The sequence below is a fragment of the Luteimonas mephitis DSM 12574 genome (assembly GCF_000422305.1).
Classification (GTDB): Bacteria; Pseudomonadota; Gammaproteobacteria; order Xanthomonadales; family Xanthomonadaceae; genus Luteimonas; species Luteimonas mephitis.
Genome location: NZ_AULN01000012.1, coordinates 459,373 through 481,978, shown reverse-complemented (window position 1 = coordinate 481,978; position 22,606 = coordinate 459,373). Strand labels below are relative to the sequence as shown.

At 68.1% G+C, this 22,606-nt stretch carries 18 protein-coding genes; 12 read left to right on the top strand and 6 right to left on the bottom strand.

Going from position 1 to position 22,606, the window contains the following annotated elements:
* Positions 1 to 74 precede the first annotated feature (74 nt).
* Genes H570_RS0102330 through H570_RS0102315 form a run of 4 tightly spaced genes read left to right on the top strand, consistent with a single transcriptional unit; the run spans position 75 to position 4,776 of the window.
* A complete protein-coding gene (locus tag H570_RS0102330) occupies positions 75 to 1,310 on the top strand; it encodes an NnrS family protein (protein WP_027079347.1) in 1,236 nt (411 codons plus the stop codon).
* Between the two features lie 16 nt (positions 1,311 to 1,326).
* Positions 1,327 to 1,728: a SirB2 family protein gene (locus H570_RS0102325; protein WP_027079346.1), complete on the top strand. Its 402-nt coding sequence runs from the start codon at positions 1,327 to 1,329 to the stop codon at positions 1,726 to 1,728.
* Positions 1,712 to 3,685 (top strand): pyridoxal phosphate-dependent decarboxylase family protein, encoded by a 1,974-nt coding sequence (locus H570_RS16020; protein WP_051175992.1) that lies wholly within the window; start codon positions 1,712 to 1,714, stop codon positions 3,683 to 3,685. The genes H570_RS0102325 and H570_RS16020 overlap by 17 nt, the downstream gene beginning before the upstream one ends.
* On the top strand, positions 3,682 to 4,776 hold the full coding sequence (locus tag H570_RS0102315) for a PLP-dependent cysteine synthase family protein (protein ID WP_027079345.1): 1,095 nt from the start codon (positions 3,682 to 3,684) through the stop codon (positions 4,774 to 4,776). The genes H570_RS16020 and H570_RS0102315 overlap by 4 nt, the downstream gene beginning before the upstream one ends.
* A gap of 10 nt (positions 4,777 to 4,786) precedes the next feature.
* On the opposite strand, the gene H570_RS16015 is transcribed toward H570_RS0102315, so the two are convergent.
* From H570_RS16015 to fabA, 3 genes are all read right to left on the bottom strand, one after another.
* Entirely contained in the window at positions 4,787 to 5,290 is a 504-nt protein-coding gene (locus H570_RS16015; RefSeq protein ID WP_036134677.1) for a hypothetical protein, read from the bottom strand.
* Between the two features lie 137 nt (positions 5,291 to 5,427).
* Positions 5,428 to 6,654 (bottom strand): beta-ketoacyl-ACP synthase I, encoded by a 1,227-nt coding sequence (gene fabB / locus H570_RS0102305; RefSeq protein ID WP_084499624.1) that lies wholly within the window; start codon positions 6,652 to 6,654, stop codon positions 5,428 to 5,430.
* The gene (fabA, locus tag H570_RS0102300; RefSeq protein ID WP_027079343.1) at positions 6,654 to 7,169 is read right to left on the bottom strand and encodes a 3-hydroxyacyl-[acyl-carrier-protein] dehydratase FabA; all 516 of its coding nucleotides are present in this window, start codon (positions 7,167 to 7,169) and stop codon (positions 6,654 to 6,656) included. The genes fabB and fabA overlap by 1 nt, the downstream gene beginning before the upstream one ends.
* Positions 7,170 to 7,515: 346 nt before the next feature.
* Between fabA and nirK the strand changes: the two genes are divergently transcribed.
* The 7 genes from nirK (at position 7,516) to H570_RS0102265 (ending at position 15,163) form a co-directional block, all read left to right on the top strand.
* Positions 7,516 to 9,030 (top strand): copper-containing nitrite reductase, encoded by a 1,515-nt coding sequence (gene nirK / locus H570_RS0102295; RefSeq protein ID WP_027079342.1) that lies wholly within the window; start codon positions 7,516 to 7,518, stop codon positions 9,028 to 9,030.
* A 10-nt stretch (positions 9,031 to 9,040) separates the two neighbouring features.
* Positions 9,041 to 9,817, top strand: coding sequence for a formylglycine-generating enzyme family protein (locus H570_RS0102290; protein ID WP_036134673.1), 777 nt, complete (start codon positions 9,041 to 9,043; stop codon positions 9,815 to 9,817).
* Positions 9,814 to 10,404 (top strand): SCO family protein, encoded by a 591-nt coding sequence (locus H570_RS0102285; protein WP_036134670.1) that lies wholly within the window; start codon positions 9,814 to 9,816, stop codon positions 10,402 to 10,404. Before H570_RS0102290 ends, H570_RS0102285 begins: the two co-directional genes overlap by 4 nt.
* Positions 10,405 to 10,631: 227 nt before the next feature.
* A complete protein-coding gene (locus H570_RS0102280) occupies positions 10,632 to 12,710 on the top strand; it encodes a carbon starvation CstA family protein (protein ID WP_027079339.1) in 2,079 nt (692 codons plus the stop codon).
* A complete protein-coding gene (locus H570_RS0102275; RefSeq protein ID WP_027079338.1) occupies positions 12,710 to 12,934 on the top strand; it encodes a YbdD/YjiX family protein in 225 nt (74 codons plus the stop codon). Before H570_RS0102280 ends, H570_RS0102275 begins: the two co-directional genes overlap by 1 nt.
* Before the next feature lie 144 nt (positions 12,935 to 13,078).
* Positions 13,079 to 13,837 carry an ankyrin repeat domain-containing protein gene (locus H570_RS0102270; protein WP_027079337.1) on the top strand — a complete coding sequence of 253 codons (759 nt, stop codon included), beginning with the start codon at positions 13,079 to 13,081 and terminating at the stop codon, positions 13,835 to 13,837.
* Between the two features lie 87 nt (positions 13,838 to 13,924).
* On the top strand, positions 13,925 to 15,163 hold the full coding sequence (locus H570_RS0102265; protein ID WP_027079336.1) for a Tle-like phospholipase domain-containing protein: 1,239 nt from the start codon (positions 13,925 to 13,927) through the stop codon (positions 15,161 to 15,163).
* An 11-nt stretch (positions 15,164 to 15,174) separates the two neighbouring features.
* Here H570_RS0102265 and H570_RS0102260 read toward each other — a convergent pair whose 3' ends face one another.
* From H570_RS0102260 to H570_RS0102250, 3 genes are all read right to left on the bottom strand, one after another.
* On the bottom strand, positions 15,175 to 16,425 hold the full coding sequence (locus H570_RS0102260; RefSeq protein WP_036134667.1) for a DUF819 family protein: 1,251 nt from the start codon (positions 16,423 to 16,425) through the stop codon (positions 15,175 to 15,177).
* 66 nt (positions 16,426 to 16,491) lie between these two features.
* Entirely contained in the window at positions 16,492 to 18,585 is a 2,094-nt protein-coding gene (locus H570_RS0102255) for an alpha/beta hydrolase family protein (protein ID WP_027079334.1), read from the bottom strand.
* Between the two features lie 140 nt (positions 18,586 to 18,725).
* On the bottom strand, positions 18,726 to 20,681 hold the full coding sequence (locus H570_RS0102250) for an OPT family oligopeptide transporter (RefSeq protein ID WP_027079333.1): 1,956 nt from the start codon (positions 20,679 to 20,681) through the stop codon (positions 18,726 to 18,728).
* Positions 20,682 to 20,790: 109 nt separating this feature from the next.
* Here H570_RS0102250 and H570_RS0102245 point away from each other — a divergent pair, with 109 nt between their 5' ends.
* Positions 20,791 to 22,557 carry a peptide MFS transporter gene (locus tag H570_RS0102245; RefSeq protein ID WP_027079332.1) on the top strand — a complete coding sequence of 589 codons (1,767 nt, stop codon included), beginning with the start codon at positions 20,791 to 20,793 and terminating at the stop codon, positions 22,555 to 22,557.
* The last annotated feature ends 49 nt before the right edge of the window (positions 22,558 to 22,606 follow it).

Here is a 22,606-nt window from a genome sequence, read left to right as displayed (position 1 = left end):
GCCTCCACACGGTCCGCGGGCACCGCTGACCTGGATCAAGGCAGCGCTGCCCGCCTCGACGCACACTTCACGCCATGGACAAGCCATCCCCTTCTTCTCCGCAGCACATGCTCTCGCCGGCGATGCTCGCCCGCGCGCCGCACCGGCTGCTGTTCTTCATCGGCGCGGCCAACGTGTTGCTGGCGATGTTCTGGTGGACGCTGTGGCTGGTGGACGCGCGCTGGCACGTGATCGGCCTGCCGCAGCCGCAGGTCTACGGCGGCTGGATCCACGCCATCGTGATGCAGTACCACGTGCTCGCGCCTTTCATGTTCGGCTTCCTGCTGACGGTGTTCCCGCGCTGGATGGGGCAGGACGAACTTACCCGCTGGCACTACGTGCCGGTCGGGCTTGGCCTGTTCGGCGGCCAGCTGCTGACCCTCGCCGGCGCGCTGGGACCGGCGCACCTGCTGCACCTGGGCGCAGTGTTCACGCTGGCCGGCTGGGGCACGGGCCTGTTCTACCTGCTGCGCCTGCTGTGGCGCGACGGCGGCAAGACCTGGCACGCAGTGTCGTGCGCGGGCGCAATGTTCCTCGGCTTCGTCGGGCTGCTGGCGTACGCGGCGTTCCTGCACGTCGAGGACGCGCGGCTGATGTTCGCGGCGATCAAGATCGGCACGTTCGGGCTGCTGCTGCCGGTGTACTTCACGGTCGCGCACAGGATGTTCCCGTTCTTCGCCGGCAACGTGGTGCCGGGCTACAGGCCATGGCGGCCGATGTGGCTGCTGGCCGCGTTCTGGCCGCTGGTCCTCGCGCACCTGGCGCTGGAACTGGTGCACGGCTACCAGTGGCTGTGGCTGGCGGACGCACCGCTGCTGGCCCTGGCGGGCACGTGGCTGTGGCGCAACTGGCCGCGCGGGCCGGTGCCTGCGCTGCTGCGGGTGTTGTTCTTCGGCTACGCCTGGCTTCCGGTCGCGCTGGCGCTGTTCATCGCGCAGAGCCTGGTCTATGCGTTCGACGGCGACTTCATCCTCGGCCGCGCGCCGGCGCACGCGCTGTTCATCGGCTTCTTCGGCAGCCTGCTGGTGGCGATGGTGACGCGGGTGACGCAGGGGCACTCGGGGCGGCCGCTGGTATTCGGCGGCGTGGCCATGTTCGCCTTCATGGTGATCCAGCTGGTGAGCTTGATGCGCATCGCCGCCGAGCTCGTCCCCGACCAGATGGCCTGGCATGCCGCCGCTGCACTGGGCTGGCTGCTGGCGTTCACGCCATGGGTGCTGCGCTCGCTGCGGATCTACCTGGCGCCGCGCGCCGACGGCAAGCCGGGCTGATGACGGAGCGATACGGATGATCGAGTTCTACCCCCAGATCCGCAGTGTCCACATCCTTGCCGTGGTCCTCAGCGGCAGCCTGTTCGCATTGCGCGGGCTGTTCGCCGTGGCCGGCGCGCGCTGGCCGCACGCCGCGCCGGTGCGCTACCTGAGCTACACCATCGACACCACGCTGCTGACCGCGGCGCTGATGCTGCTGACGATCCTGCCCGGGGCGATGTTTGCCAACGGCTGGCTGGCGACCAAGCTGGTGCTGGTGGTGGTGTACGTGGTGCTCGGCGTGCTGGCGATGAAGCGCGGGCGGACGCGCGGCATCCGCTGGGGCTGCTATGTCGCGGCGCTGGCAACCTTCGCGATGGTCTACGGCATCGCGCGCGCGCACCATCCACTGGGTTTCCTGCATGCCTGGCTTGCCTGACGCGCCTGCGCAGGGCGCGGCGGATCCGGATCGCGGCTGGCTCGACGCGCTGTTCCTCGGCCCATACGGCGAGAACGACGCGCTGCTGGAGAAGCTGATGGTCGAGTTCCTGCGCGACCACGTCTACTGGCGCCGCAACTTCCATCCCGAAGACCCGCCGGCGATCCCGACCCACGCGGCGCGACATCCCGGCTACCAGGCGTTCGAATCGCGGCTGCGGCGCGAACTGCACCAGCTGTCGGCCGCGCTCAAGCGCTCGGTGCCGTTCCACAGCCCGCGCTACATCGGCCACATGGCCTCGGACCTGCTGCTGCCCGGCCTGGCCGCGCAGATCCTGACCCTTCCCTACAACCCCAACAACGTCAGCGAGGACGCGGCGCCGGTCACCATCGACCTCGAGGTCCAGGCCGGCCTGCAGCTGGCGCGGATGCTCGGCTATCCGGACGACACCTCGCGCCCGGACTGCGCGTTCGGCCACCTGACCTCGGGCGGCACCGTCGCCAACTACCAGGCGCTGCGGCTGGCGCTGGCGCTCAAGGCGTTCCCGGTCGCGCTGCGCGCCGGCGGCGTCCCCGACATCGACGTGCCGGCGGACGACTGGACCGCGTTCAACCTGGGCCCGGACGCCGGCATCGCCCTGCTCGAGCGCGCCAACGCCTGGCTGGCCGCACAGCCGCCGCGCGAGCAGCGCCGCTGGGTGCGCACGGTCGCCGCGCAGCGGATCGAGCAACTCGGGATGGTCGACTTCTTCGCCCGCCATCCGGCGCTGAAAGTGCCGAAGGTGCTGGCGCCGATCACCGCGCACTACTCGTGGAGCAAGGGCCTGAAGCTGCTGGGCCTGGGCCGCGGCCAGCTGGAACTGCTGCCCGAGCGCGGCATGCGGCTGGACGCCGATGCGCTGGAAGATGCGCTGGCGCGCTGCGAGCGCGAACGGCAGCCGGTGCTGATGGCGGTCGCGGTGCTCGGGACCACCGAATACGGAACGGTCGACCCGGTCGACGCCGTGGTCGATGCGCGTGATCGCTGGACCCGGCGCGGGCTCGGCTTCAGCGTGCACGTGGACGGCGCCTGGGGCGGCTACCTGGCGACCCTGTTCCGCAATCCAGACGGCAGCCTGCGCGCGCTCGCGGACGTGCGCGAAGGCTTCGCCCGCTTCCCGCTGCCCGAGGTGCATGCCGCCTTCGCCGCACTCGGCCGCACCGACTCGGTGACGGTCGACCCGCACAAGCTCGGCTACCTGCCCTACGGCGCCGGCGCCTTCATCTGCCGCGACCATCGCGCGGTGGCGCTGCTGGCCGAGTCGGCGGACTACGTGTTCCAGGACGCGCGCGACGCCGACTACCACGCGCGCTACCGACAGCTCGGCCAGTTCGTGCCCGAGGGCTCGAAGTCCGGCGCCATCGCCGCCGCGGTGTACGTGACGCACAAGGTGCTGCCGCTCGACCACGCCAACTTCGGCCGCCTGCCTCGGCAGACCGTGCTCGCGGCCGAGGCCTTCCACGCCGGCGGCGAACGGCTGGGCGCAGCGCTGCAAGGCGTGGCGCACGTCACGGTGCCGTTCGCGCCCGACAGCAACCTGGTGTGCCTGGCGATCAATCCCGCCGGCAACGCCGACCTTGCGGTCGCGAACGCCTTCGTCCGGCGCCTGCACGACGAGCTGCGTGCCGATCCGCGCCAGCCGCTGCAGGTCAAGCAGTTCTTCGGCTCGATGACCACGCTGCGGCCCGAGGCGGTGGGCGACGCGGAAATGCACCGCATCCTCGCTTCGATCGGGATCGACCCGGCCACGCTCGACTCCGACGGCGACGACAGCGACCGGCTGGTCATCCTGCGCCACACGCTCATGAACCCGTACCTGCTCGACCACGCCAACGGCATCAGCTACATCGACCAGTACATCGACCACCTGGGCCGTCGCATCCGCGCACTGCTCGCAGCAAGCCCGGAGCCGGCATGAACGCACGCCCCACCTCCATCATCGGCGACGATCCGCGCGAGTGGGCCATCGACGCTGTCGCCCGGCTGCACCGCGAGGCCGCGCGCTCGGCCGATACCCACCTGCTGCACGCCACCTTCCCGGGTTTGCCGGGCATCGACTTCTACTTCAAGGACGAAGCCGCGCATCCGACCGGCAGCCTGAAGCACCGGCTGGCGCGCTCGCTGTTCCTGTACGCGCTGTGCAACGGCCGGCTGCGGCCGGGGCAGGCGGTGGTGGATGCCTCGTCGGGCAGCACCGCGATCTCCGAGGCCTGGTTCGCGCGACTGCTGGGGCTGTCGTTCACCGCGGTGATGCCGGCCACCACCGCACCGGCGAAGATCGAGGCGGTGCACGCATTGGGCGGACACTGCGAGCTCACCGGCGCAGGCACCTGCCCGCAGGCGCGCGCGAAGGAGATCGCCGCGCGGGGCGCCTGCTTCCTCGACCAGTTCGGCCTGGCCGAACGCGCCACCGACTGGCGCGGCAACAACAACATCGCCGAATCGATCATCGGCCAGATGCAACGCGAGCGCTTCCCCGAGCCGGCATGGATCGTCTGCGGCGCCGGCACCGGCGGCACGTCGGCCACGATCGGCCGCTACCTGCGCTACCGCGGCCTGCGCACGCGGCTGTGCGTGGCCGAGCCGACCGGCATGGCGTTCGCCCGCGGCTGGCACGCGCGCGACCACGACGCACGCGCCACCCATGCAACCTGCATCGAAGGCATCGGCCGGCCCAGCGCGGAGCCGGGCTTCCTGTTCGAAGTCGTGGATGAGGTCGTCGAAGTGCCCGACGCGGCGTCGATCGCCGGCATGCAGTTGCTCGAGCACCACCTGGGCCGCCGCTACGGCGGTTCGTCCGGCACCAACCTCGTCGCCTGCCTGCAGCTTGGCGAGGCCATGCATCGCCGCGGCGAAAGCGGCAGCATCGTCAGCCTGCTGTGCGATCGCGGTGAACGCTACGACCGCACCCTGTTCGATCCGCAGTGGCTGTCGCGCAGCGGCATCGATCCGGCGGCGTGGCTGCAGCGCCTGCGCGCGATCGCCGACGGCGACCGCGCGCAGGACTGACACCTGGCACTCACTCGGCCGCGTCTTCCGCTGCCGGCTGCTCGCTGCCCGGATCGTCGAACAGCCGCGTGTAATCCGCGAGCGCCTCGCGCATCGACGCGATCGGGGCGACGTCGCTTGGGCTCGACTTCAGCGCCGAGGCATTCATCGCAAGCTTGCCGATGATCGGGTGCAGCGCCGCATCGGCGGCCGGCTCGAGCTTGCAGTTGGCGACGATCCAGCTGATGTCGCCGCCGATGCCTTCGGCCAGCGCCGCGGCGCGCGTGTCGCCCATGTGCCCCATCTCGTGGTGGCGCAGTTCGTCCACCTTCGCGCGGATGCGGCCCATGCCCGCGCGCAGGTCGGCGTCGGTCGCCCAGCGCTGGCCCTGGGCCGGCTGCGCGGCGGCGGGCGCCGATGCGTGTTCATGCGCATGGGCATGGCCGGCGTGCTCCTGTGCCAGCAGCGGCGTGGATGCAATGGCGAACGCGAGCGGAAGCACGATGCTCAGGATGCGCGGGATTGGCATGTCCATGGGGGTCTCCTTGGGAAGTCGGGATGGCGCCATGGTGGCCGCACGGCATCGGCCGCGCCCTGATCCAGGTCAATACCCGCGCCGCTGGCGCGCCGGGCGCGGGCCAGCAGCGATGCCGCTCGCGCCCGGGATCGCGGCTACAGGCTGCGGAACACCAGGGTGCCGTTGGTGCCGCCGAAGCCGAAGCTGTTCGACATCACCGTGCGCAGCTTCGCGTCGGTGCTTTCGCGCAGGATCGGGAAGCCCTCCGCGCGCGGATCGAGCTCGGTGATGTTGGCCGAGCCAGCCATGAAGCCGCCGCGCAGCATCAGCAGGCAGTAGATCGCCTCGTGCACGCTGGCTGCGCCGAGCGAGTGGCCCGACAGGCCCTTGGTCGACGACAGCGGCGGCAGCTTGCCGCCGAAGGCTTCGCGCACCGCTTCGAGTTCGACGATGTCGCCCAGCGGCGTTGAGGTGCCGTGGGTGTTGAGGTAGTCGATCGGCGTGTCGACGCCGTCCATCGCCATGCGCATGCAGCGCACCGCGCCCTCGCCCGACGGGGCGACCATGTCGACGCCGTCGGAGGTCACGCCATAGCCGACCAGTTCGGCGTGGATGCGCGCGCCGCGCGCCTTGGCGTGCTCGTAGTCCTCCAGCACCAGCATGCCGCCGCCGCCGGCGATGACGAAGCCGTCGCGGCCGGTGTCGTAGGGCCGCGAGGCGCTTTCAGGCGTGTCGTTGTGATGCGTGGACAGCGCGCCCATCGCGTCGAACTGCGCGGTCATGCCCCAGTGCAGTTCCTCGCCGCCGCCGGCGAACATCACGTCCTTGGCGCCGTGGCGGATCATGTTGGCGGCCGCGCCGATGCAGTGCGCGGAAGTCGCGCAGGCGGCGGAAATCGAATAGCTGATGCCGCGGATGCCGAACGCTGTCGACAGCGCGGCCGACACCGTTGATCCCATCGTGCGCGGCACCATGTACGGCCCGACCTTGCGCACGCCGCGGTTGCGCAGCAGGTCGCCGGTCTCGATCTGCCACTGCGGCGAGCCGCCGCCCGAGCCCGCGATCAGGCCGGTACGGGTGTCGCGGACGCTCTCGTCAGCCAGTCCCGCATCGGCGATCGCATCGCGCATCGACACGTAGGCGTACGCCGCGGCGTCGCCCATGAAGCGCTTGAGCTTGCGGTCGATCTGCGCGTCCAGGTCGATCTCCGGCGCGCCGGCCACCTGGCTGCGCAGACCCAGCTCTGCGTACTCGGGCATGAAGCGGATACCGGCCTTGAGCTCGCGCAGCGAAGCCGTGACGCTGGCCTGGTCGTTGCCCAGGCACGAAGCGATGCCCATGCCTGTGACGACGACGCGGCGATTGCCATCGGGGCCATTCATCAGAAGCCCTCCGTCGTGCGGAACAAGCCCACGCGCAGGCCTTCGGCGACGTAGATCTCGTTGCCGTCGACCAGCGTGCGGCCGTCGGCGATCACCAGCGCGAGCTTGCCGCGCATGACCCGGCGGATGTCGATTTCATAGCTGACCAGCTTCGCGTCCGGCAGCACCTGGCCGCTGAACTTCACCTGGCCCACGCCCAGCGCGCGGCCGCGCCCGGGTTCGCCCAGCCACGGCAGGTAGAAGCCGGTGAGCTGCCACATCGCATCCATGCCCAGGCAGCCGGGCATCACCGGGTCGCCCTCGAAGTGGCAGCCGAAAAACCACAGGTCCGGGTGGATGTCGAGTTCGGCGCGGATCAGGCCCTTGCCGAACGCGCCGCCCTCGCTGGCGATCTGCGTGATGCGGTCGAACATCAGCATCGGCGGCAGCGGCAGGCGCGCGTTGCCGGGGCCGAACATTTCGCCACGCCCGCAGGCGAGAAGCTGTTCGCGGTCCAGCGAAGAAGGTCTCGTCATTGATCCGATCCGGTCTTGGGGGAAACGGGAATTATGTCAGCAGTGCGGCGGAACCACGCGACCACACAGCACCATCGCGCCATACGGCAAGGTAGGTTCCGGGCGCGCGGCGGCATGCGGCGCTTTGATCCGGATCAAGCGCGTCCCCACCGGAAGCACACACAATTGTGCCGCTCCGGGCTTCATCCGGCTTGACTCAGGTCATGGGGTGAATGCCGCATCACGCTTACCGTACGCATACGGATGTTCATGCCCGCCCGGCATCGTCCTCCGCCGTATGAACACGCGAACACAACGCACTTCCATGCTTTAGTAAGTCACCCCAAACGGGAAAGGGACACAGACCATGAAACACCTCATCGCCTGTCTCGCCATCGCGACCCTCGTGGCCGCGGCCGGCTGCAAGAAGGACGCGACGCCGGAGGCCACGGCCACGCACGCAGCCGCGACCGCCGACTCGGGCGGCTCGCTCAAGGGCGACTTCGGTCCGCCGCAGGGCAAGCCGATCGAAGCGATCCTGACCTCTCCGCCGCACGTGCCGCCGCCGACCGGCCGCGACTACCCGGCCAAGGTCATCGTCGAACTCGACGTGGTCGAGAAGGAAATGGAAATCTCGGAAGGCGTGACCTACACGTTCTGGACCTTCGGCGGCACGGTGCCCGGCAGCTTCATCCGCGTGCGCCAGGGCGACACGGTGCAGTTCCACCTGCGCAACATGCCCGACAGCAAGATGCCGCACAACATCGACCTGCACGGCGTCACCGGGCCGGGCGGCGGCGCGGCGTCGAGCTTCACCGCGCCGGGCCACGTCACCCGCTTCACGTTCAAGGCGCTCAACGCCGGCCTGTTCGTCTACCACTGCGCCACGGCGCCGGTGGGCATGCATATCGCCAACGGCATGTACGGCCTGATCCTGGTCGAGCCGCCGGCAGGCATGCCGCCGGTGGACAAGGAGTACTACGTGATGCAGGGCGACTTCTACACCTCGGGCAAGTACCGCGAGAAGGGCCACCAGGACTTCGACATGCAGAAGGGCATCGACGAGAACCCGACGTATGTCCTGTTCAACGGCAGCGAAGGCGCGCTCACGGGTGACAAGGCCCTGACGGCCAACACCGGCGAGAACGTGCGCCTGTACGTCGGCAACGGCGGTCCCAACCTGGTGTCGAGCTTCCACGTGATCGGCGAGATCTTCGACAAGGTCTGGTTCGAAGGCGGCACGCGCTTCAACGAGAACGTGCAGACCACGCTGATTCCCGCGGGCGGCGCGGCGATCATGGACTTCCACCTGGAGGTGCCCGGCAGCTACGTGCTGGTCGACCACTCGATCTTCCGCGCCTTCAACAAGGGTGCGCTGGCGATCCTCAAGGCCGACGGCGCCGAACGCCCCGACATCTACTCGGGCAAGGAAGTCGACGCGATGTACATCGGCGACCGCGCCGCGCCCAACCTGGCCGCGGTCAGCACGGCGGCCAAGGCGCAGCAGTCGGGCGACCTGACGGTGGAAGAACAGGTCGAAGCCGGCAAGGCGCTGTTCGCCGGCACCTGCTCCACCTGCCACCAGCCCAGTGGCGAAGGCATGCCGGGGGTGTTCCCGCCGCTGGCGAAGTCCGACTACATCGCCGCCAACCCGAAGCGCGTGCCGGAAGTGATCCTGCACGGCATGCAGGGACCGGTGAAGGTCAACGGCCAGGACTACAACTCGATCATGCCGCCGATGAGCCAGCTGACGGATGACGAGGTGGCCAACATCTCCACCTACGTGCTCAACACGTGGGGCAACCCGGGCGGCCGTGTGACCAAGGCCGATGCGGCGGAGATCCGCAAGGTCAAGCCCGCCAACGCATCCGAAGGCCATTGAGGCAATCGCCATGCGCCGCATCGCCGCCCTGCTCTGCCTGCTGCCCGTCGCCGCCGTCGCCATCGCGGCGGCCGGCGGCGCGGCCTGGGTGAAACTTCCGGGTGGCAATTTCCGCTCGGCGCTCAAGTACGAGGACGCGCGCCAGGTGAAACTGGCGCCGTTCGAATTGCAGAAGCGTCCGGTCACGAACGCCGAGTTCCTCGAGTTCGTGAAATCGCACCCGCAGTGGCGGCGCGACAAGGTCGCCTCGGTGCTGGCCGAAGGGCGCTACCTGTCTCACTGGGCCGGCCCCGAAACGCTGGGCGGTGACGTGCTGCCGGAGCAGCCGGTGGTGCAGGTCAGCTGGTTCGCGGCATCGGCCTACTGCGAGGCGCAGGGCGGCCGGCTGCCGACGTGGTCGGAATGGGAATACGCCGCCGCGGCCGACGAGACCCGTCGCGACGCGCGCATGGATCCGATCTGGCGCGAGCGCATCCTCGGCTGGTACTCGAAGCCCTCCAACCAGGCGCTGCCGCGCGCCGGCCTGCAGACGCCCAACGCCTGGGGCGTGCAGGACCTGCACGGGCTGGTGTGGGAATGGACCGACGACTTCTCGTCGCTGCTGGTCTCCGGCGACAACCGCACGCAGGGCGACGCCGACAAGTTCAAGTTCTGCGGCGCCGGCGCGCTGTCGATGGACGACCGCGAGAACTACGCGGTGCTGATGCGGGTGGCGATGCTGTCTTCGCTCGACGCAGACGACACCACTGCAAATCTCGGCTTCCGCTGTGCAAGGGACGTGAAATGAAACTCTTCCGGACATCCATCATCTGCCTGCCGCTTGCGCTGCTGTTGCTCGCGGCCGGCGCGGTTGCGGCGCCGAAGCAGGCACCGCTGCCGCGCGATTCGGTCTACCAGCTTCCGGCCACGCTTACCGACCAGAACGGGAAGTCGTGGGACTGGCGCAGCCGGCGCGGCACGCCGCAGGTGGTGGCGATGTTCTACACCTCCTGCCAGTACGTGTGCCCGCTGATCGTCGACAGCGGCAAGGCGGTTGAGCGTGCCCTGACCGAAGCGGAGCGCGCGAAGCTCGGCATCCTGCTGATCAGCATGGATCCGGCGCGCGACGATCCCGAGGCGCTGATGTCGGTGGCGCGCAAGCGCAAGCTCGACGAAGCGCGCTGGTCGCTGGCCAGTCCAACACAGGACAACGTCCGCGGCGTGGCCGGCGTGCTGGGCGTGCGCTACCGGCAGCTGGCCGACGGCGAGTTCAACCACACCAGCGCGCTGGTGCTGCTCGACCGCGACGGTCGCATCGTGGCCCGCACCGAGCAGATCGGCAGCCAGGTCGACCCGGAGTTCGTCGCCGAGGTCCGGCGCGTGCTGGCGAACTGAGCGCCACGACTCCTCCTGCCTTGCAGCGGCGGTTCCCGCCGCGCCTCCTTCCCCATCCGGCAAACGGCCGGAAAGCGCGCGGCTGAAGCCGCTCCTGCACGGAAGCCCTGCCGTCGCCCGCGGACTACGACCAATGTCGTAGACCGTTTTTGCGCCGCAGCATCGTTTTCGCATTGACCGCCCGCAGCGCAAGCGAGACCCTGCCGGTTCCGGACGGAGGGCGACACATGAACGGTGGCTTCGCGAAGAAAATCGCATGGGCGGCGCTGGCGCTGCTGGGCGCGTTCTGCCTCGGCACCATCGCGCTGCGGCGCGGCGAATCAATCAATGCGCTGTGGATCGTGGCGGCCGCCGTTTCGATCTACCTGGTGGCCTACCGGTTCTACGGCAAGTTCATCGCCGACAAGGTGATGGGGCTGGACGGCAAGCGTGCGACGCCGGCCGTGCTCAACAACGACGGCCTCGACTTCGTGCCCACCAACCGGCACGTGCTGTTCGGCCACCACTTCGCCGCGATCGCCGGCGCCGGCCCATTGGTCGGCCCGGTGCTGGCCGCGCAAATGGGCTACCTGCCCGGCACGCTGTGGCTGATCACCGGCGTCGTGCTCGCCGGCGCGGTGCAGGATTTCATGGTGCTGGTGATCTCCAGCCGCCGCGACGGCCGCTCGCTCGGCGACCTCGTCCGCGAGGAGATGGGGCAGGCGCCCGGCACCATCGCGCTGTTCGGCGCCTTCCTGATCATGATCATCATCCTCGCGGTGCTGGCGATGATCGTGGTGAAGGCGCTCCAGGGCAGTCCGTGGGGCATGTTCACGGTGATCGCGACGATGCCGATCGCGATCTTCATGGGCATCTACATGCGCTACATCCGGCCCGGCAGGATCGGCGAGATCTCGGTGGTCGGCCTGGTGCTGCTGCTGGCCGCGATCTGGTTCGGCGGCCAGGTCGCCGCCAGCCCGACCTGGGGCCCCGCCTTCACCTTCACCGGCACCCAGATCACCTGGATGCTGATCGGCTACGGCTTCGTTGCCGCCGTGCTGCCCGTGTGGCTGCTGCTGGCACCGCGCGACTACCTGTCGACCTTCCTCAAGATCGGCACCATCGTCGCATTGGCGATTGGCATCGTGATCGTGATGCCGGAACTGCGGATGCCGGCGCTGACCCAGTTCACCGACGGCACCGGGCCGGTGTGGAAGGGCAGCATGTTCCCGTTTCTGTTCATCACCATCGCCTGCGGCGCCGTCTCCGGCTTCCACGCGCTGATCGCGTCGGGCACCACGCCCAAGCTGCTGGCCAACGAACGCGACGCGCGTTACATCGGCTACGGCGGCATGCTGATGGAATCGTTCGTCGCGATCATGGCGATGGTGGCCGCGTCGATCATCGATCCGGGCGTGTACTTCGCCATGAACAGCCCGGCCGCGATCATCGGCACCGATGCGGCCACCGTCGCGCAGACCGTGTCGAGCTGGGGCTTCGTGGTTTCGCCCGACCTGCTCACTGCGACCGCGCACGAGATCGGCGAAAGCAGCATCCTTTCGCGCGCTGGCGGCGCGCCTACGCTGGCGGTCGGCATCGCACAGATCCTGCACAGCGTGCTGCCGAGCGCCAACATGATGGCGTTCTGGTACCACTTCGCGATCCTGTTCGAAGCGCTGTTCATCCTCACCGCGGTCGACGCCGGCACCCGCGCGGGCCGCTTCATGCTGCAGGACCTGCTCGGCAACTTCGTGCCGGTGATGCGCCGCACCGAGGCCTGGGTCCCGAACCTCGTTGCCACCGGCGGCTGCGTGGCGCTGTGGGGCTATTTCCTCTACCAGGGCGTGACCGACCCGCTGGGCGGCATCAACATGCTGTGGCCGCTGTTCGGCATTGCCAACCAGATGCTCGCGGGCATCGCGCTGCTGCTGTGCACGGTGGTGCTGTTCAAGATGAAGAAGGAGCGTTACGCCTGGGTGTCGATCGTGCCGACGGCGTGGCTGCTGGTCTGCACCACCGCGGCAGGCTGGATCAAGATCTTCGACAAGGACCCGGGTGTGGGCTTCCTCGCGCAGGCCGGCAAGTATCGCGAGGCGCTCGCGGCCGGCGAACTGATTGCGCCCTCCAGGGATTTCGGAGGAATGCAGCAGATCATGATCAACAACTACGTCAACGCCGCGCTCACCGCGCTGTTCCTGTTCGTGGTGCTTGCGGTGCTGTTCTACGCGGTCAAGGCGATCGCCAGGGCGCGCGCCAGCACCACGCGCACCGATCGCGAACAGCCCTATATCGCGCTCACCCCCGAACAGCAGGCGTCGCAACCCTGATGGGCACCGCACTCGTCCCGCTCGGCCACTACCAGGCCCACAAGCTCGCCTGGCGACGGCTGGTGCAGGCCGCGCGGCTGTGCTGCGGCGTGCCGGACTACGACAACTATGTCCGGCATGTCCTCGAAAAGCACCCCGACCGCGAACCGATGGACTACCCGACGTTCTTCCGCGAGCGCCAGGAAGCGCGCTTCGGCGGCAGGAGTGGATTCCGCTGCTGCTGAGCCGGGTTTCGGATTGCAAGAACCCGGGACGCGATCACGGAATCGCGGCTGCATGGGCGTCGAAGCGATGCTAGGATCGGATCGAGTCGCGCCACAGGACACCCGCGCGACGCGAACGCAACGCAGCCGGAAAGGAACCCGCACATGCGCAAGCACGTCCCTGCCCTGGCGGCACTCGCGACATCCATCCTGATGGTTTCATGCGCCGCCGACCCGGCCGGTGCAAAGGAGCAAACCAGCATGTCCGCAGCGCTCAAGGACCCCGCCGCCCTTCCCTTCCACGATCCCGCGATCACACCCATGGCCGAAGCAATCGCCAAAGGCGATGTTTCCGCGATTCGCGCCCTCGCCCCGGCGACCGACCTGTCCGCGCGCGGCGACGACGACGTCACCCTGCTTGAATGGGCGATCTGGAACCAGAAGCCGGCCGCGCTGTCGGCACTGCTGGAAGCAGGGGCAGACCCCGCCGCGCCGGGCATGGACAACGAAACCGTCGCGCACATGGCCGCGCTCGTCGACGATCCGCAGTACCTGCAGGTGCTGATCGAGCACGGTGCCCCGGTGGATCTCGTCAGCACCCACGGCGGTCGCACCCCCATCTTCCGTGCGGTGCAGAGCCGTCGGGATGCCCAGTTCGACCTGCTGGTGCAGGCCGGAGCAGACCTCCGCCGTACCGACACGATGGGCAACTCTCTGCTGCACGTGGCTGCGCAGGTCAACGATGCCGATCGCGTGCTGCAATTGCTGCAGCTGGGCGTCGATCCAAACGCGGCCAACAGCCGCGGAGACACGTTCCAGGTCGCGCTGTTCTCCGGTTCGGATGCGCGGCTCAATGCCGCAGGCCTGCAGTCGCGGCAACGGGTCCGCGACTGGCTTGTCGCGCACGGGATCGCAATGCAGTAACGCAGTGCAGGAACGCACGGCGCCACCAGTCAGCTGGCGCCGCGAATGCCCGCCCACGAAGGGCCAGCTCACGCAAAGGAATCGCGCATGAACGTTTCCACAGGGATGTCCAGCACCTCGCCTTTCACTTCGCCTGGCGGCGGCTTTGCCGGCGATGTCTTCGGACAGCAACCGCATGCGGTCGACCGCGTGTTGTCGAGGCTGATCCAGGACAACTATGACGTTGCCGATGCGCGCCGCGGGGAACCCTTGCCCGAACCCGACCTGCCCGGCACCTGGGCACGCATGGATAACGCTGCGGTCCAGGCAGCGGGCATCGACCCGAGCCTGTTGCACGATGCCAAGACCGGCTTCGATGCCTCGCTCTACCGCGACGCCAGCGGGGCCGTTGTGGTGGCCTACGCCGGCAGCGACGAATTCCAGGACTGGCCCCACAACTTCCGCCAGGGCTTGGGGTTCCAGGACGCCCAGTACGACGAAGCCATTGCATTGGCACAGGAAGCGAAACGGGCATTCGGCGACAACGTGATCCTGACCGGACAATCACTAGGCGGCGGCCTGGCAGCTGCGGCAAGCATGGTCAACGAGGTTCCCGCGGTGACCTTCAACGCCGCCGGCGTGCACGACAAGACGCTGGAACGCTACGGCTTCGATGCCGACGTGCTGAAGCGGGAGGCCGAGCAAGGCCTGATCCGCAGCTATCGCGTCGAGAACGAGATCCTGACCCACCTGCAGGAAGACAGCATCCCGCTCAAATGGGCGATGCCGGACGCACCCGGGCACGAGATCGTCCTGCCGGATCCCGATCCGCTGTCGTTCTTCGAGCGCCTCGTGCCCGGCAAGATGCTGATGCATCGCGTCGACCTGCATTTCATCGAGGCGGTGATGGAGGCCCAGGACCTGGCACAGCTGCAGGTGCGCGAGCGCAGCGCAGGCATTCCTCCGCGCGCCACCGGCGACGCGGACAGCACATCGAGCCGGCTGCTGGGCGGCGCGCTCGGCGGCCTGGCCGCACAACGCCGGCAGCTGGACCTGGACGACAACGAACGCTTCTTCAACGTCGCTGCGGGCGTGGCGGCGCGTGCACGCATGGACGGACTGGAACATATCGACCACGTGCTCGCTTCCAGCAGCGGCGACCGCGTGTTTGCGGTGCAGGGCAACCTGCAGGATCCGGCCCACCGCCGTGTCCAGGTTGATATTGATATCGCCAGCCGCGTGCCGGCACAGCACAGTGCGTCGCAGCTGCGCGAACAGGACGCCCAACAACAGCTGCAAACCCGGCAGGTGGAAGAACGCCAGCAGCGTGCCGCGCTGGCGTTCTAGGTCCCACGCCTCTAACCGCCGGCCATCGACCTGAGGATGACCCCGAGCAGGTACGCCAGCCCGGTTCCGGTCGCGTAGCCAAGCGTGCCCAGCAGCGCGCCTACCGGCGCCAGCGACGGGTGGAACACCGATGCCACCACAGGTGCCGACGCGGGACCGCCGATGTTGCTCTGCGAGCCGATCGCGAAGTAGAAGAACGGCACGCGCAACAGTTTTCCGAACGCCCAGAGCAGGCCGATGTGGATCAGGATCCACACCAGTCCGAGCAGGAACAGCTCCGGCCGCTGCAGCAGCGCCATGATGTCCATCTGCATGCCGATGCAGGCGATCAGGAAGTACAGCAGCAAGGTGCCGATCTTCGACGCGCCCGCGCCTTCATAGGTGCGCGCACGGGTGAAGCTCAGCGCCAGGCCGATGAAGGTCGACAGCGCCACCACCCATACGAACGGTTCGTGCAGGCTGACCGTCTTCGCCCACGACACGTTGGCGCCGAACCAGGTCGACACGGGGGTCGCGATCGCGTGCGCAAGCCCGACCGCGCCGAAGGCAATGCCGATGATGATCATCAGGTCGGAAAGACTGGCGATGCGGGCGTGCTGGGCCTGGAAGCTGGACATCCGCTGCTTGAGGTCATCGAGCGCGCGCGTATCGGCGCCGCTGCGCTGGTCGATCGCGTCGGCGCGCCCGGCGAGGAAGATCAGCACCGCCATCCACACGTAGCCCACGCCCACGTCGACCACGGCGAACTGGCCGAACGTGGTGGCGTTGACCTCGAAGATCTCCTTCATCGCCATCATGTTGGCGCCGCCGCCGATCCAGCTGCCGGCCAGCGCGGTCATGCCGCCCCAGGTATCGCCGGCCACCGTCGCCGGGTGCACCGCGGCGAACAGCGCAAACGCCGCCACCGCGCCGATCATCACGCTGATCGACGACGCGGCGTACATCAGCAGCAGCTTCGGCCCGAGCCGGAGGATGCCCTTGATGTCGATCGTCAGCGTGAGCAGCACCAGCGCCGCCGGCAGCAGTACGCGGCTGGCCACGGGGTTGTAGAGGCTGGTGTTGTTGCCGTCGATCAGGCCGACGCTGTTGTAGATGCCGGGGATGAAGTAGCACAGCAGCAGCGCCGGCACGTAGGTATAGAACTTCTTCCAGATCCCGGTCTCGCGCGATTCGGTCCAGAAAATCACGCCCAGGGTGGCGGCGATCAGGCCGAGGACGACGATGTCGTTGGTGATCAGGGCGTGGCTGGCGCCATCGGTCATGGTCTGTGGTTTCCGGTTGGCAAAAAAACACGCCGCATCGCTGCGGCGTGTCGGGTGTCGCGTGGACTACTGGCCCAGGTGCTGCTTCAGCCAGCCATTCACCGTATCGTGCCAGAGAATGCTGTTGTCCGGCTTGAGCACCCAGTGGTTCTCGTCGGGGAAGTACAGGAACTTCGACTCGATGCCCTGGCGCTGCAGCGCGGTGAACGCGGCGATGCCCTGAGAAACGGGAATGCGGTAGTCGAGCTGGCCGTGGATCACCAGCATCGGCACGCGCCAGTCCTTGACGTGGTTGACCGGGTTGAACCGCTCGTAGCCCTTCGGGTTGTCGTACGGCGTGCCGCCGTTCTCCCACTCGCTGAACCACAGCTCCTCGGTGGCGTAGCCCATGATGCGGTTGTCGAACACGCCATCGTGGTCGACCAGGCACTTCCACGCGCCGGACTTCGGCGTGTGCCAGTTGCCGGCCATCCAGTACACCATGTAGCCGCCGTAGCTGGCGCCCAGCGCGCAGGCGTTGGCGCCGTCGAGGAAGTCGTACTGCTGCTGTGCTGCCGCCCAACCCTTCTGCAGGTCTTCCAGCGGGCGATCACCCCAGTGCTGGCTGATCGCATCGGTGAACGCCTGGCCGTAGCCGGTGGAGCCGTGGAAGTCGATCATCACCACCGCGTAGCCCTGGCCTGCATAGGTCTGCGGGTTCCAGCGGTAGCTCCAGCCGTTGCCGAAGCTGCCCTGCGGGCCGCCGTGGACCAGGAACGCGACCGGATATTTCTTCCCTTCCTCGTAGTTCCACGGCTTGACCACGTAGCCGTGAACGGTCTCGTTGTTCCAGCCCTTGAAGGTGAACTGCTCGAAATCGGCGAACGTGGCGTCCGGCACCATCTCGCCGGCGCTCGGGGTGATCGCGCGCAGCGATGCGCCGTCGAGGCCGGTGGTGAACAGCTGGTCGCCGGTCTTCATGGTGTTGCGCGAGAACGCGAGCGTTGGTCCGGCAATCTCGAACGAGGAAACCGTGCCGTCGCCAACCACCTTCTTCGCTTCGCCCGTGGCCACGTCGATCGCGAACAGCGGGTGCTCGCCCACGTCCTGCGCGGAGGTGTAGATCGTCTTGCCGTCCTCCGACAGGACGATGGCGTCGGCCGAACGGTCCCACTTCGGCGCGATCTCCCGGGTGTCGCCGCTGCCCAGGTCCATCGCCATCAGCGCGAAGCGGTCGGCCTCGAAGCCGGGGCGCTTCATCGCGCGGTAATAGAGCGTCTTGCCGTCGCTGCCGAATACCGGGCCGGTGTCCCAGGCCTTGTTCGCTTCGGTCAGGTTCCTGGCAGTGCCGCTGCCGTCGGCGCTGACCAGGTAGAGGTCGAAGTTGGTGGACCACGGCTCGCTGCGGTCGGACTTGCGCGCGCTGAGCACCAGGGACTTGCCGTCGGGTGCCCAGGCGTACTCGCTGCTGTCGCCGAATGGCTTGGACGGCACGTCGCCGATGACGTCGCTGCCGACAAGCGTCGCGCTGGCGGCGGCCTTCGCCTTCGCCGCGGGAAGCCGGGTGACGAACAGGCGGTTGAGGCGTCCGTCGTTCCATGTGTCCCAGTGGCGTATGAACATGCGGTCGAAGACCATGCCGCTGGCCTTGTTCTTTTCCGCCTGGTCCAGTTTCCCCTTGGTGCAGTCCAGCACGCCCTGCCCTGCATCGCCCTTGCAGTCCGGGAACGCACCTGCGCTGAAGGCAACGCTGGCGCCGTCGGGCGAGAGCTTGAACGAGTCGACGTCGACCGGGAACGCGGTCAGCTGCACCGGCGTGCCGCCCGCGGCCGGCATCGCGTACAGCTGCGACGAGCCGCCCTTCGCGCTGAGGAAATACACGGTGCTGCCATCGGGCGAGAACGCCGGCGTGTTGACGTTCCAGCCATCGGGCGTGAGCCGCTTCGGCGGCGCGGCATCGCGTGCGAACAGGTCCTCGATCCACAGCGAGGTGCTGGCCTTCCCGCTCTTGTCGTCCAGCACGCGCTTGGCGAACACCAGCCTGCGCCCGTCCGGTGACAGCGTCGGCGACGAGTAGCGGTCGAGCTTGACCATGTCGCGCACATCGAATCCGCGCGTGGCGGCCAGCGACGGCATGGCGATCAGCAGGGCGAAGGGCAGGACGAGGTAGCGGGATTTCATGACGACTCCTGGAATTGCGGATGCTGCAAGGGCTTTCTCCTTCCCCCAAAGGGGAAGGCCGTGATGGGGATGGGGTTGTCGATTCAAAGCAACCCCGTCCCTACCCAACCTTCCCTCGAAAGGGAGGGCTTCGAAGCGGGTTACATCGGGCCGGGTTCGGCGTCGCCGAGCGCGTTCTTCTTCGCGCCGCTGCGATACAGCAGCCAGCCGACCACGACCAGCACCGCCAGGCCGGCCAGCTGGCCGAACTGGAACTGTTCCGGCAGCGCCAGCACGTCGGCGCGTTCGGACACCACGATCGGGATCGCGATGGCGATGCCCATCAGCGCCTCGCCGGTGATCAGGCCGGCGGAGAACAGGGTGCCGGGTCGGTGGATGCGATCGCGCGCTTCCTCGTCACCCTTCTTCAGGCCCTTCCTGCGCTCGACCAGGTACGACAGCAGACCACCGATGAAGATCGGCACCATCAGTTCCAGCGGCAGGTAGATGCCGATCGCTGCGGCCAGCACCGGCACGCGGAAGCTGGACTTGCGCGCCTTGAGCCATTCGTCGAACGCGATGATCGCCGCGCCGATGCCGACACCGATGCCGATCATCGTCCACGGCAGTTCGCCGCCGAACATGCCCTTGGCCACCGACGCCATCAGGGTGGCCTGCGGCGCCGCCAGCGACTGCGGACGATCCGGCGTGGGTGCACCGATGCCGTATGCGGTTGCCAACAGGTTCAGCACCGGCGCCATGATCAGCGCGCACGAGAATGCGCCGATCGCCAGCATCAGCTGCTGCTTCCACGGCGTGGCGCCGACGATGTAGCCGGCCTTGAGGTCCTGCAGGTTGTCGCCGCCCACCGCGGCCGCGCAGCACACCACCGCGCCGATCATGATCGCGGCGACCGCCCCGATCGGCGAATCGCGCCCGAGCAGGAGCATCAGCACCACCGAGGCGAACAGGATGGTGGCGATGGTGATACCCGACACGGGATTGTTCGACGAACCCACCAGGCCGGCGAGATATGCCGACACCGACACGAACAAAAATCCGGCGACGATCATGATGATGGTCATCGGGATGCTCACCATCCACTGGTCGACGATCGCCTGGTACAGCAGGCCCAGCGGCACCACGAAGGCCACCAGCGCCACCAGCATCCACTTCATCGGCAGGTCGCGGTCGGTTTCGGCGACAACTGCGCCGGCGCCCTTGCGCGCGGCGGCAAAGCCGCTCTTGATGCCGGACGCGAGCGACTTGCGCAGCGAGAACAACGTCCACACCCCGCCGATCAGCATGGTGCCGACGCCGAGATAGCGGATCTTGGCCGACCAGATCGCCCCGGCAATGTCGGCCGCGCCCGCACCGGCCACCGAGGCGGCCAACGCCGGGTCGCTGTCCATGAAGAACGAGTGGTAGATCGGGATCGCGATGTTGAACGACAGGATGCTGCCCGACACCACCACGATGCCGACGTTGAGGCCGACGATGTAGCCCACGCCCAGCAGCGCAGGCGACAGGCCGGTGCCCATGTAACCCAGGTACTTGCCGAGGAAGCCGGCGCCGATCGCGCTGTCGGGGATCATGCGCAGGCCGCTGGCCGCGGCCAGTTTCACCGCTGCGCCGATCACGCCCGACAGCGCCAGGATCTTCAGCCCCGGCCCCGGGTTGTCACCGGCCTTGAGCACTTCGGCCGCCGCCTTGCCCTCGGGGAACGGCAGTGGCTCCTCGACGATCATCGTGCGCCGCAGCGGCACCGAGAACAGCACGCCGAGCAGGCCGCCGAGGCCGGCGATCGCCAGCACCCACGAGTAGCGGAAGTCCTGCCAGTAGCCGAGGATGATCAGTGCCGGGATGGTGAAGATCACACCCGCGGCGATTGACGAGCCGGCCGAGGCGCCGGTCTGGACGATGTTGTTCTCCAGGATCGTGCCGCCGCCGAGCAGGCGCAGCACGCCCATCGATACCACCGCCGCGGGAATCGCGGTGGCGATGGTCAGGCCGGCGAACAGGCCGAGATAGGCATTGGCGGCGGCCAGGATCATCGCCAGGATGACCGCCAGCAGGACCGCCCGCACCGTGAGTTGCCGTGTCGCCGGCTTGTTCATCTTCTACCCCTGTCCACGAAAGCCCAACACGCTAATCGCTGCCCCGGGCCAAGTCCAGTGCGCCCGGGCGCGCCCGCTATACTCGCGCGGATTCCGTACGGAGCAGCATGTGGCCGCCAGCATCGCGAGTGAAATCCCCGCCGGCGAGGACTTCCTCGGCCACCCCAAGGGCGTCTACGTCTGCTTCTTCACCGAGATGTGGGAGCGCTTCTCGTTCTACGGGATGAAGGCGCTGCTGTTGCTGTACCTGACCAAGTACCACCTGTTCGGCGACGGCCCCGGGCTCGACCTGCTCGGCGCCTACGGCGGCCTTGTCTATTGCATTCCGGTGATCGGCGGCGTGCTCGCCGACCGCTGGCTGGGCATGCGCAAGGCGGTGGTGTTCGGCGGCATCCTGCTGTGCCTCGGCCATCTCGGGATGGCATTCGAAGGTCACGCGGCGGTGAACGTCGGCGGCCAGGTCGTGCGCGACGAGGGCGCGCTGCGCATTACCTACCTCTCGCTGGCGCTGATTATCATGGGTGTCGGCTTCCTCAAGCCCAACATCTCCACCATCGTCGGCAAGCTCTACGCCGACAACGATCCGCGCCGCGACTCGGGCTTCTCGCTGTTCTACGCCGGCATCAACCTCGGTGCGCTGTTCGCCTCGCTGGTGTGCGGTTTCCTCGGCGAGGTCTACGGCTGGAAGTACGGTTTCGGCGCGGCCGGCATCGGCATGCTGGTCGGGCTGGGCATGTTCCTGTGGGGGCAGAAGTACCTGCACGGCCACGCCGAGCCGTCGGCGCCGCACACCCTGCGCGAACGCGTTGCCGGGGTGCCGCGCGAATGGCTGATCTACGGGCTCGCCATCGTCGGCGTGCTGCCGGTCGCGTGGCTGATGTGGGCGGCCGGCTCTGGGGCGTTCGCACTCGGCGGCCAGGTTTCGCTGGCGCTGATGCTGATGATCGTGGTGCTGGGCGTGGTGCTGCTGTGGTTCGCCTGGTTCACCGGCACCCAGTGCACGCCGGTGCAGCGGCAGCAGATGTTCGCGCTGATGACGCTGATCTTCATGGCGCTGGTGTTCTTCACCCTGTACGAGCAGACCTACGGCTCCTGGGTGACGTTCACCGACCGCATGCTGACCAAGGACATCGTGCCGTCGCTGGTGATCCAGGGCGGCACGCCGCTGCCGTGGTCGATCGCATCGCTGCTGCTGGCGCCGCTGTCGTTCGTGGTCGCGGCGCACATGTCCGACCGCAACCCGTCATCGGGCGCGCCGCGCGCACTGTTCATCGCGGTGGTCGCGCTGATGCTGGTGCTGCTGGTGCGCGACTGCGTGGTGCTGCCGCAGACCGCCGGCTCGCTGACCTATCTCGGCGCACTGTTCCTGGTGCTGTTGGCGCCGATCTTCGCCGCCCTGTGGGCCTGGCTCGACCGGCGCGGGCTGGATCCGTCGAAGCCGGTGAAGTCGGCCTGGGGGCTGGTGTTCGCCGGGCTGTCGTTCATCCCGCTGGCGTGGGCCGCGCAGCAGGTCGGCATGACCGGGCAGATGGCCAGCGTGTGGTGGCTGGTGCTGGCCTATCTGGTGCTGGAGATCGGCGAGATGTGCCTGTCGCCGGTGGGCCTGTCCGCGGTCACCCAGCTCGCGGTGCCGCGAGTGATGAGCCTGATGATGGGCACCTGGTTCCTCGCCACCGCGTTCTCCGAAACCCTGGCCGCGCTGTTCGGCAAACTCGCCGCGATCGACGTCCCCGAAGGCGAGGTGATGGACATCGCCCAGGCCTCGGCGAAGTACGCGCACTTGTTCTGGCTGATGATGTGGATCGGCCTGGGCTGCGCGGCGGTTGCGTTCATCGCCGCGCCGCTGCTGCGGCGGATGATGCATGGGGTGAAGTAACACGACCGAGGCGCGATGCACGCATCGTTGCGACACCCTCCGCGTCGAC

Coding starts and splice junctions, on each gene's coding strand:
- fabA (WP_027079343.1), bottom strand. CDS start 7,169: ATGACGAGACCTTCTTCGCTGGACCGCGAACAGCTTCTCGCCTGCGGG.
- nirK (WP_027079342.1), top strand. CDS start 7,516: ATGAAACACCTCATCGCCTGTCTCGCCATCGCGACCCTCGTGGCCGCG.
- H570_RS0102330 (WP_027079347.1), top strand. CDS start 75: ATGGACAAGCCATCCCCTTCTTCTCCGCAGCACATGCTCTCGCCGGCG.
- fabB (WP_084499624.1), bottom strand. CDS start 6,654: ATGAATGGCCCCGATGGCAATCGCCGCGTCGTCGTCACAGGCATGGGC.
- H570_RS0102270 (WP_027079337.1), top strand. CDS start 13,079: ATGCGCAAGCACGTCCCTGCCCTGGCGGCACTCGCGACATCCATCCTG.
- H570_RS0102285 (WP_036134670.1), top strand. CDS start 9,814: ATGAAACTCTTCCGGACATCCATCATCTGCCTGCCGCTTGCGCTGCTG.
- H570_RS0102280 (WP_027079339.1), top strand. CDS start 10,632: ATGAACGGTGGCTTCGCGAAGAAAATCGCATGGGCGGCGCTGGCGCTG.
- H570_RS0102255 (WP_027079334.1), bottom strand. CDS start 18,585: ATGAAATCCCGCTACCTCGTCCTGCCCTTCGCCCTGCTGATCGCCATG.
- H570_RS0102250 (WP_027079333.1), bottom strand. CDS start 20,681: ATGAACAAGCCGGCGACACGGCAACTCACGGTGCGGGCGGTCCTGCTG.
- H570_RS0102325 (WP_027079346.1), top strand. CDS start 1,327: ATGATCGAGTTCTACCCCCAGATCCGCAGTGTCCACATCCTTGCCGTG.
- H570_RS16020 (WP_051175992.1), top strand. CDS start 1,712: ATGCCTGGCTTGCCTGACGCGCCTGCGCAGGGCGCGGCGGATCCGGAT.
- H570_RS0102275 (WP_027079338.1), top strand. CDS start 12,710: ATGGGCACCGCACTCGTCCCGCTCGGCCACTACCAGGCCCACAAGCTC.
- H570_RS0102260 (WP_036134667.1), bottom strand. CDS start 16,425: ATGACCGATGGCGCCAGCCACGCCCTGATCACCAACGACATCGTCGTC.
- H570_RS0102290 (WP_036134673.1), top strand. CDS start 9,041: ATGCGCCGCATCGCCGCCCTGCTCTGCCTGCTGCCCGTCGCCGCCGTC.
- H570_RS0102315 (WP_027079345.1), top strand. CDS start 3,682: ATGAACGCACGCCCCACCTCCATCATCGGCGACGATCCGCGCGAGTGG.
- H570_RS16015 (WP_036134677.1), bottom strand. CDS start 5,290: ATGGACATGCCAATCCCGCGCATCCTGAGCATCGTGCTTCCGCTCGCG.
- H570_RS0102265 (WP_027079336.1), top strand. CDS start 13,925: ATGAACGTTTCCACAGGGATGTCCAGCACCTCGCCTTTCACTTCGCCT.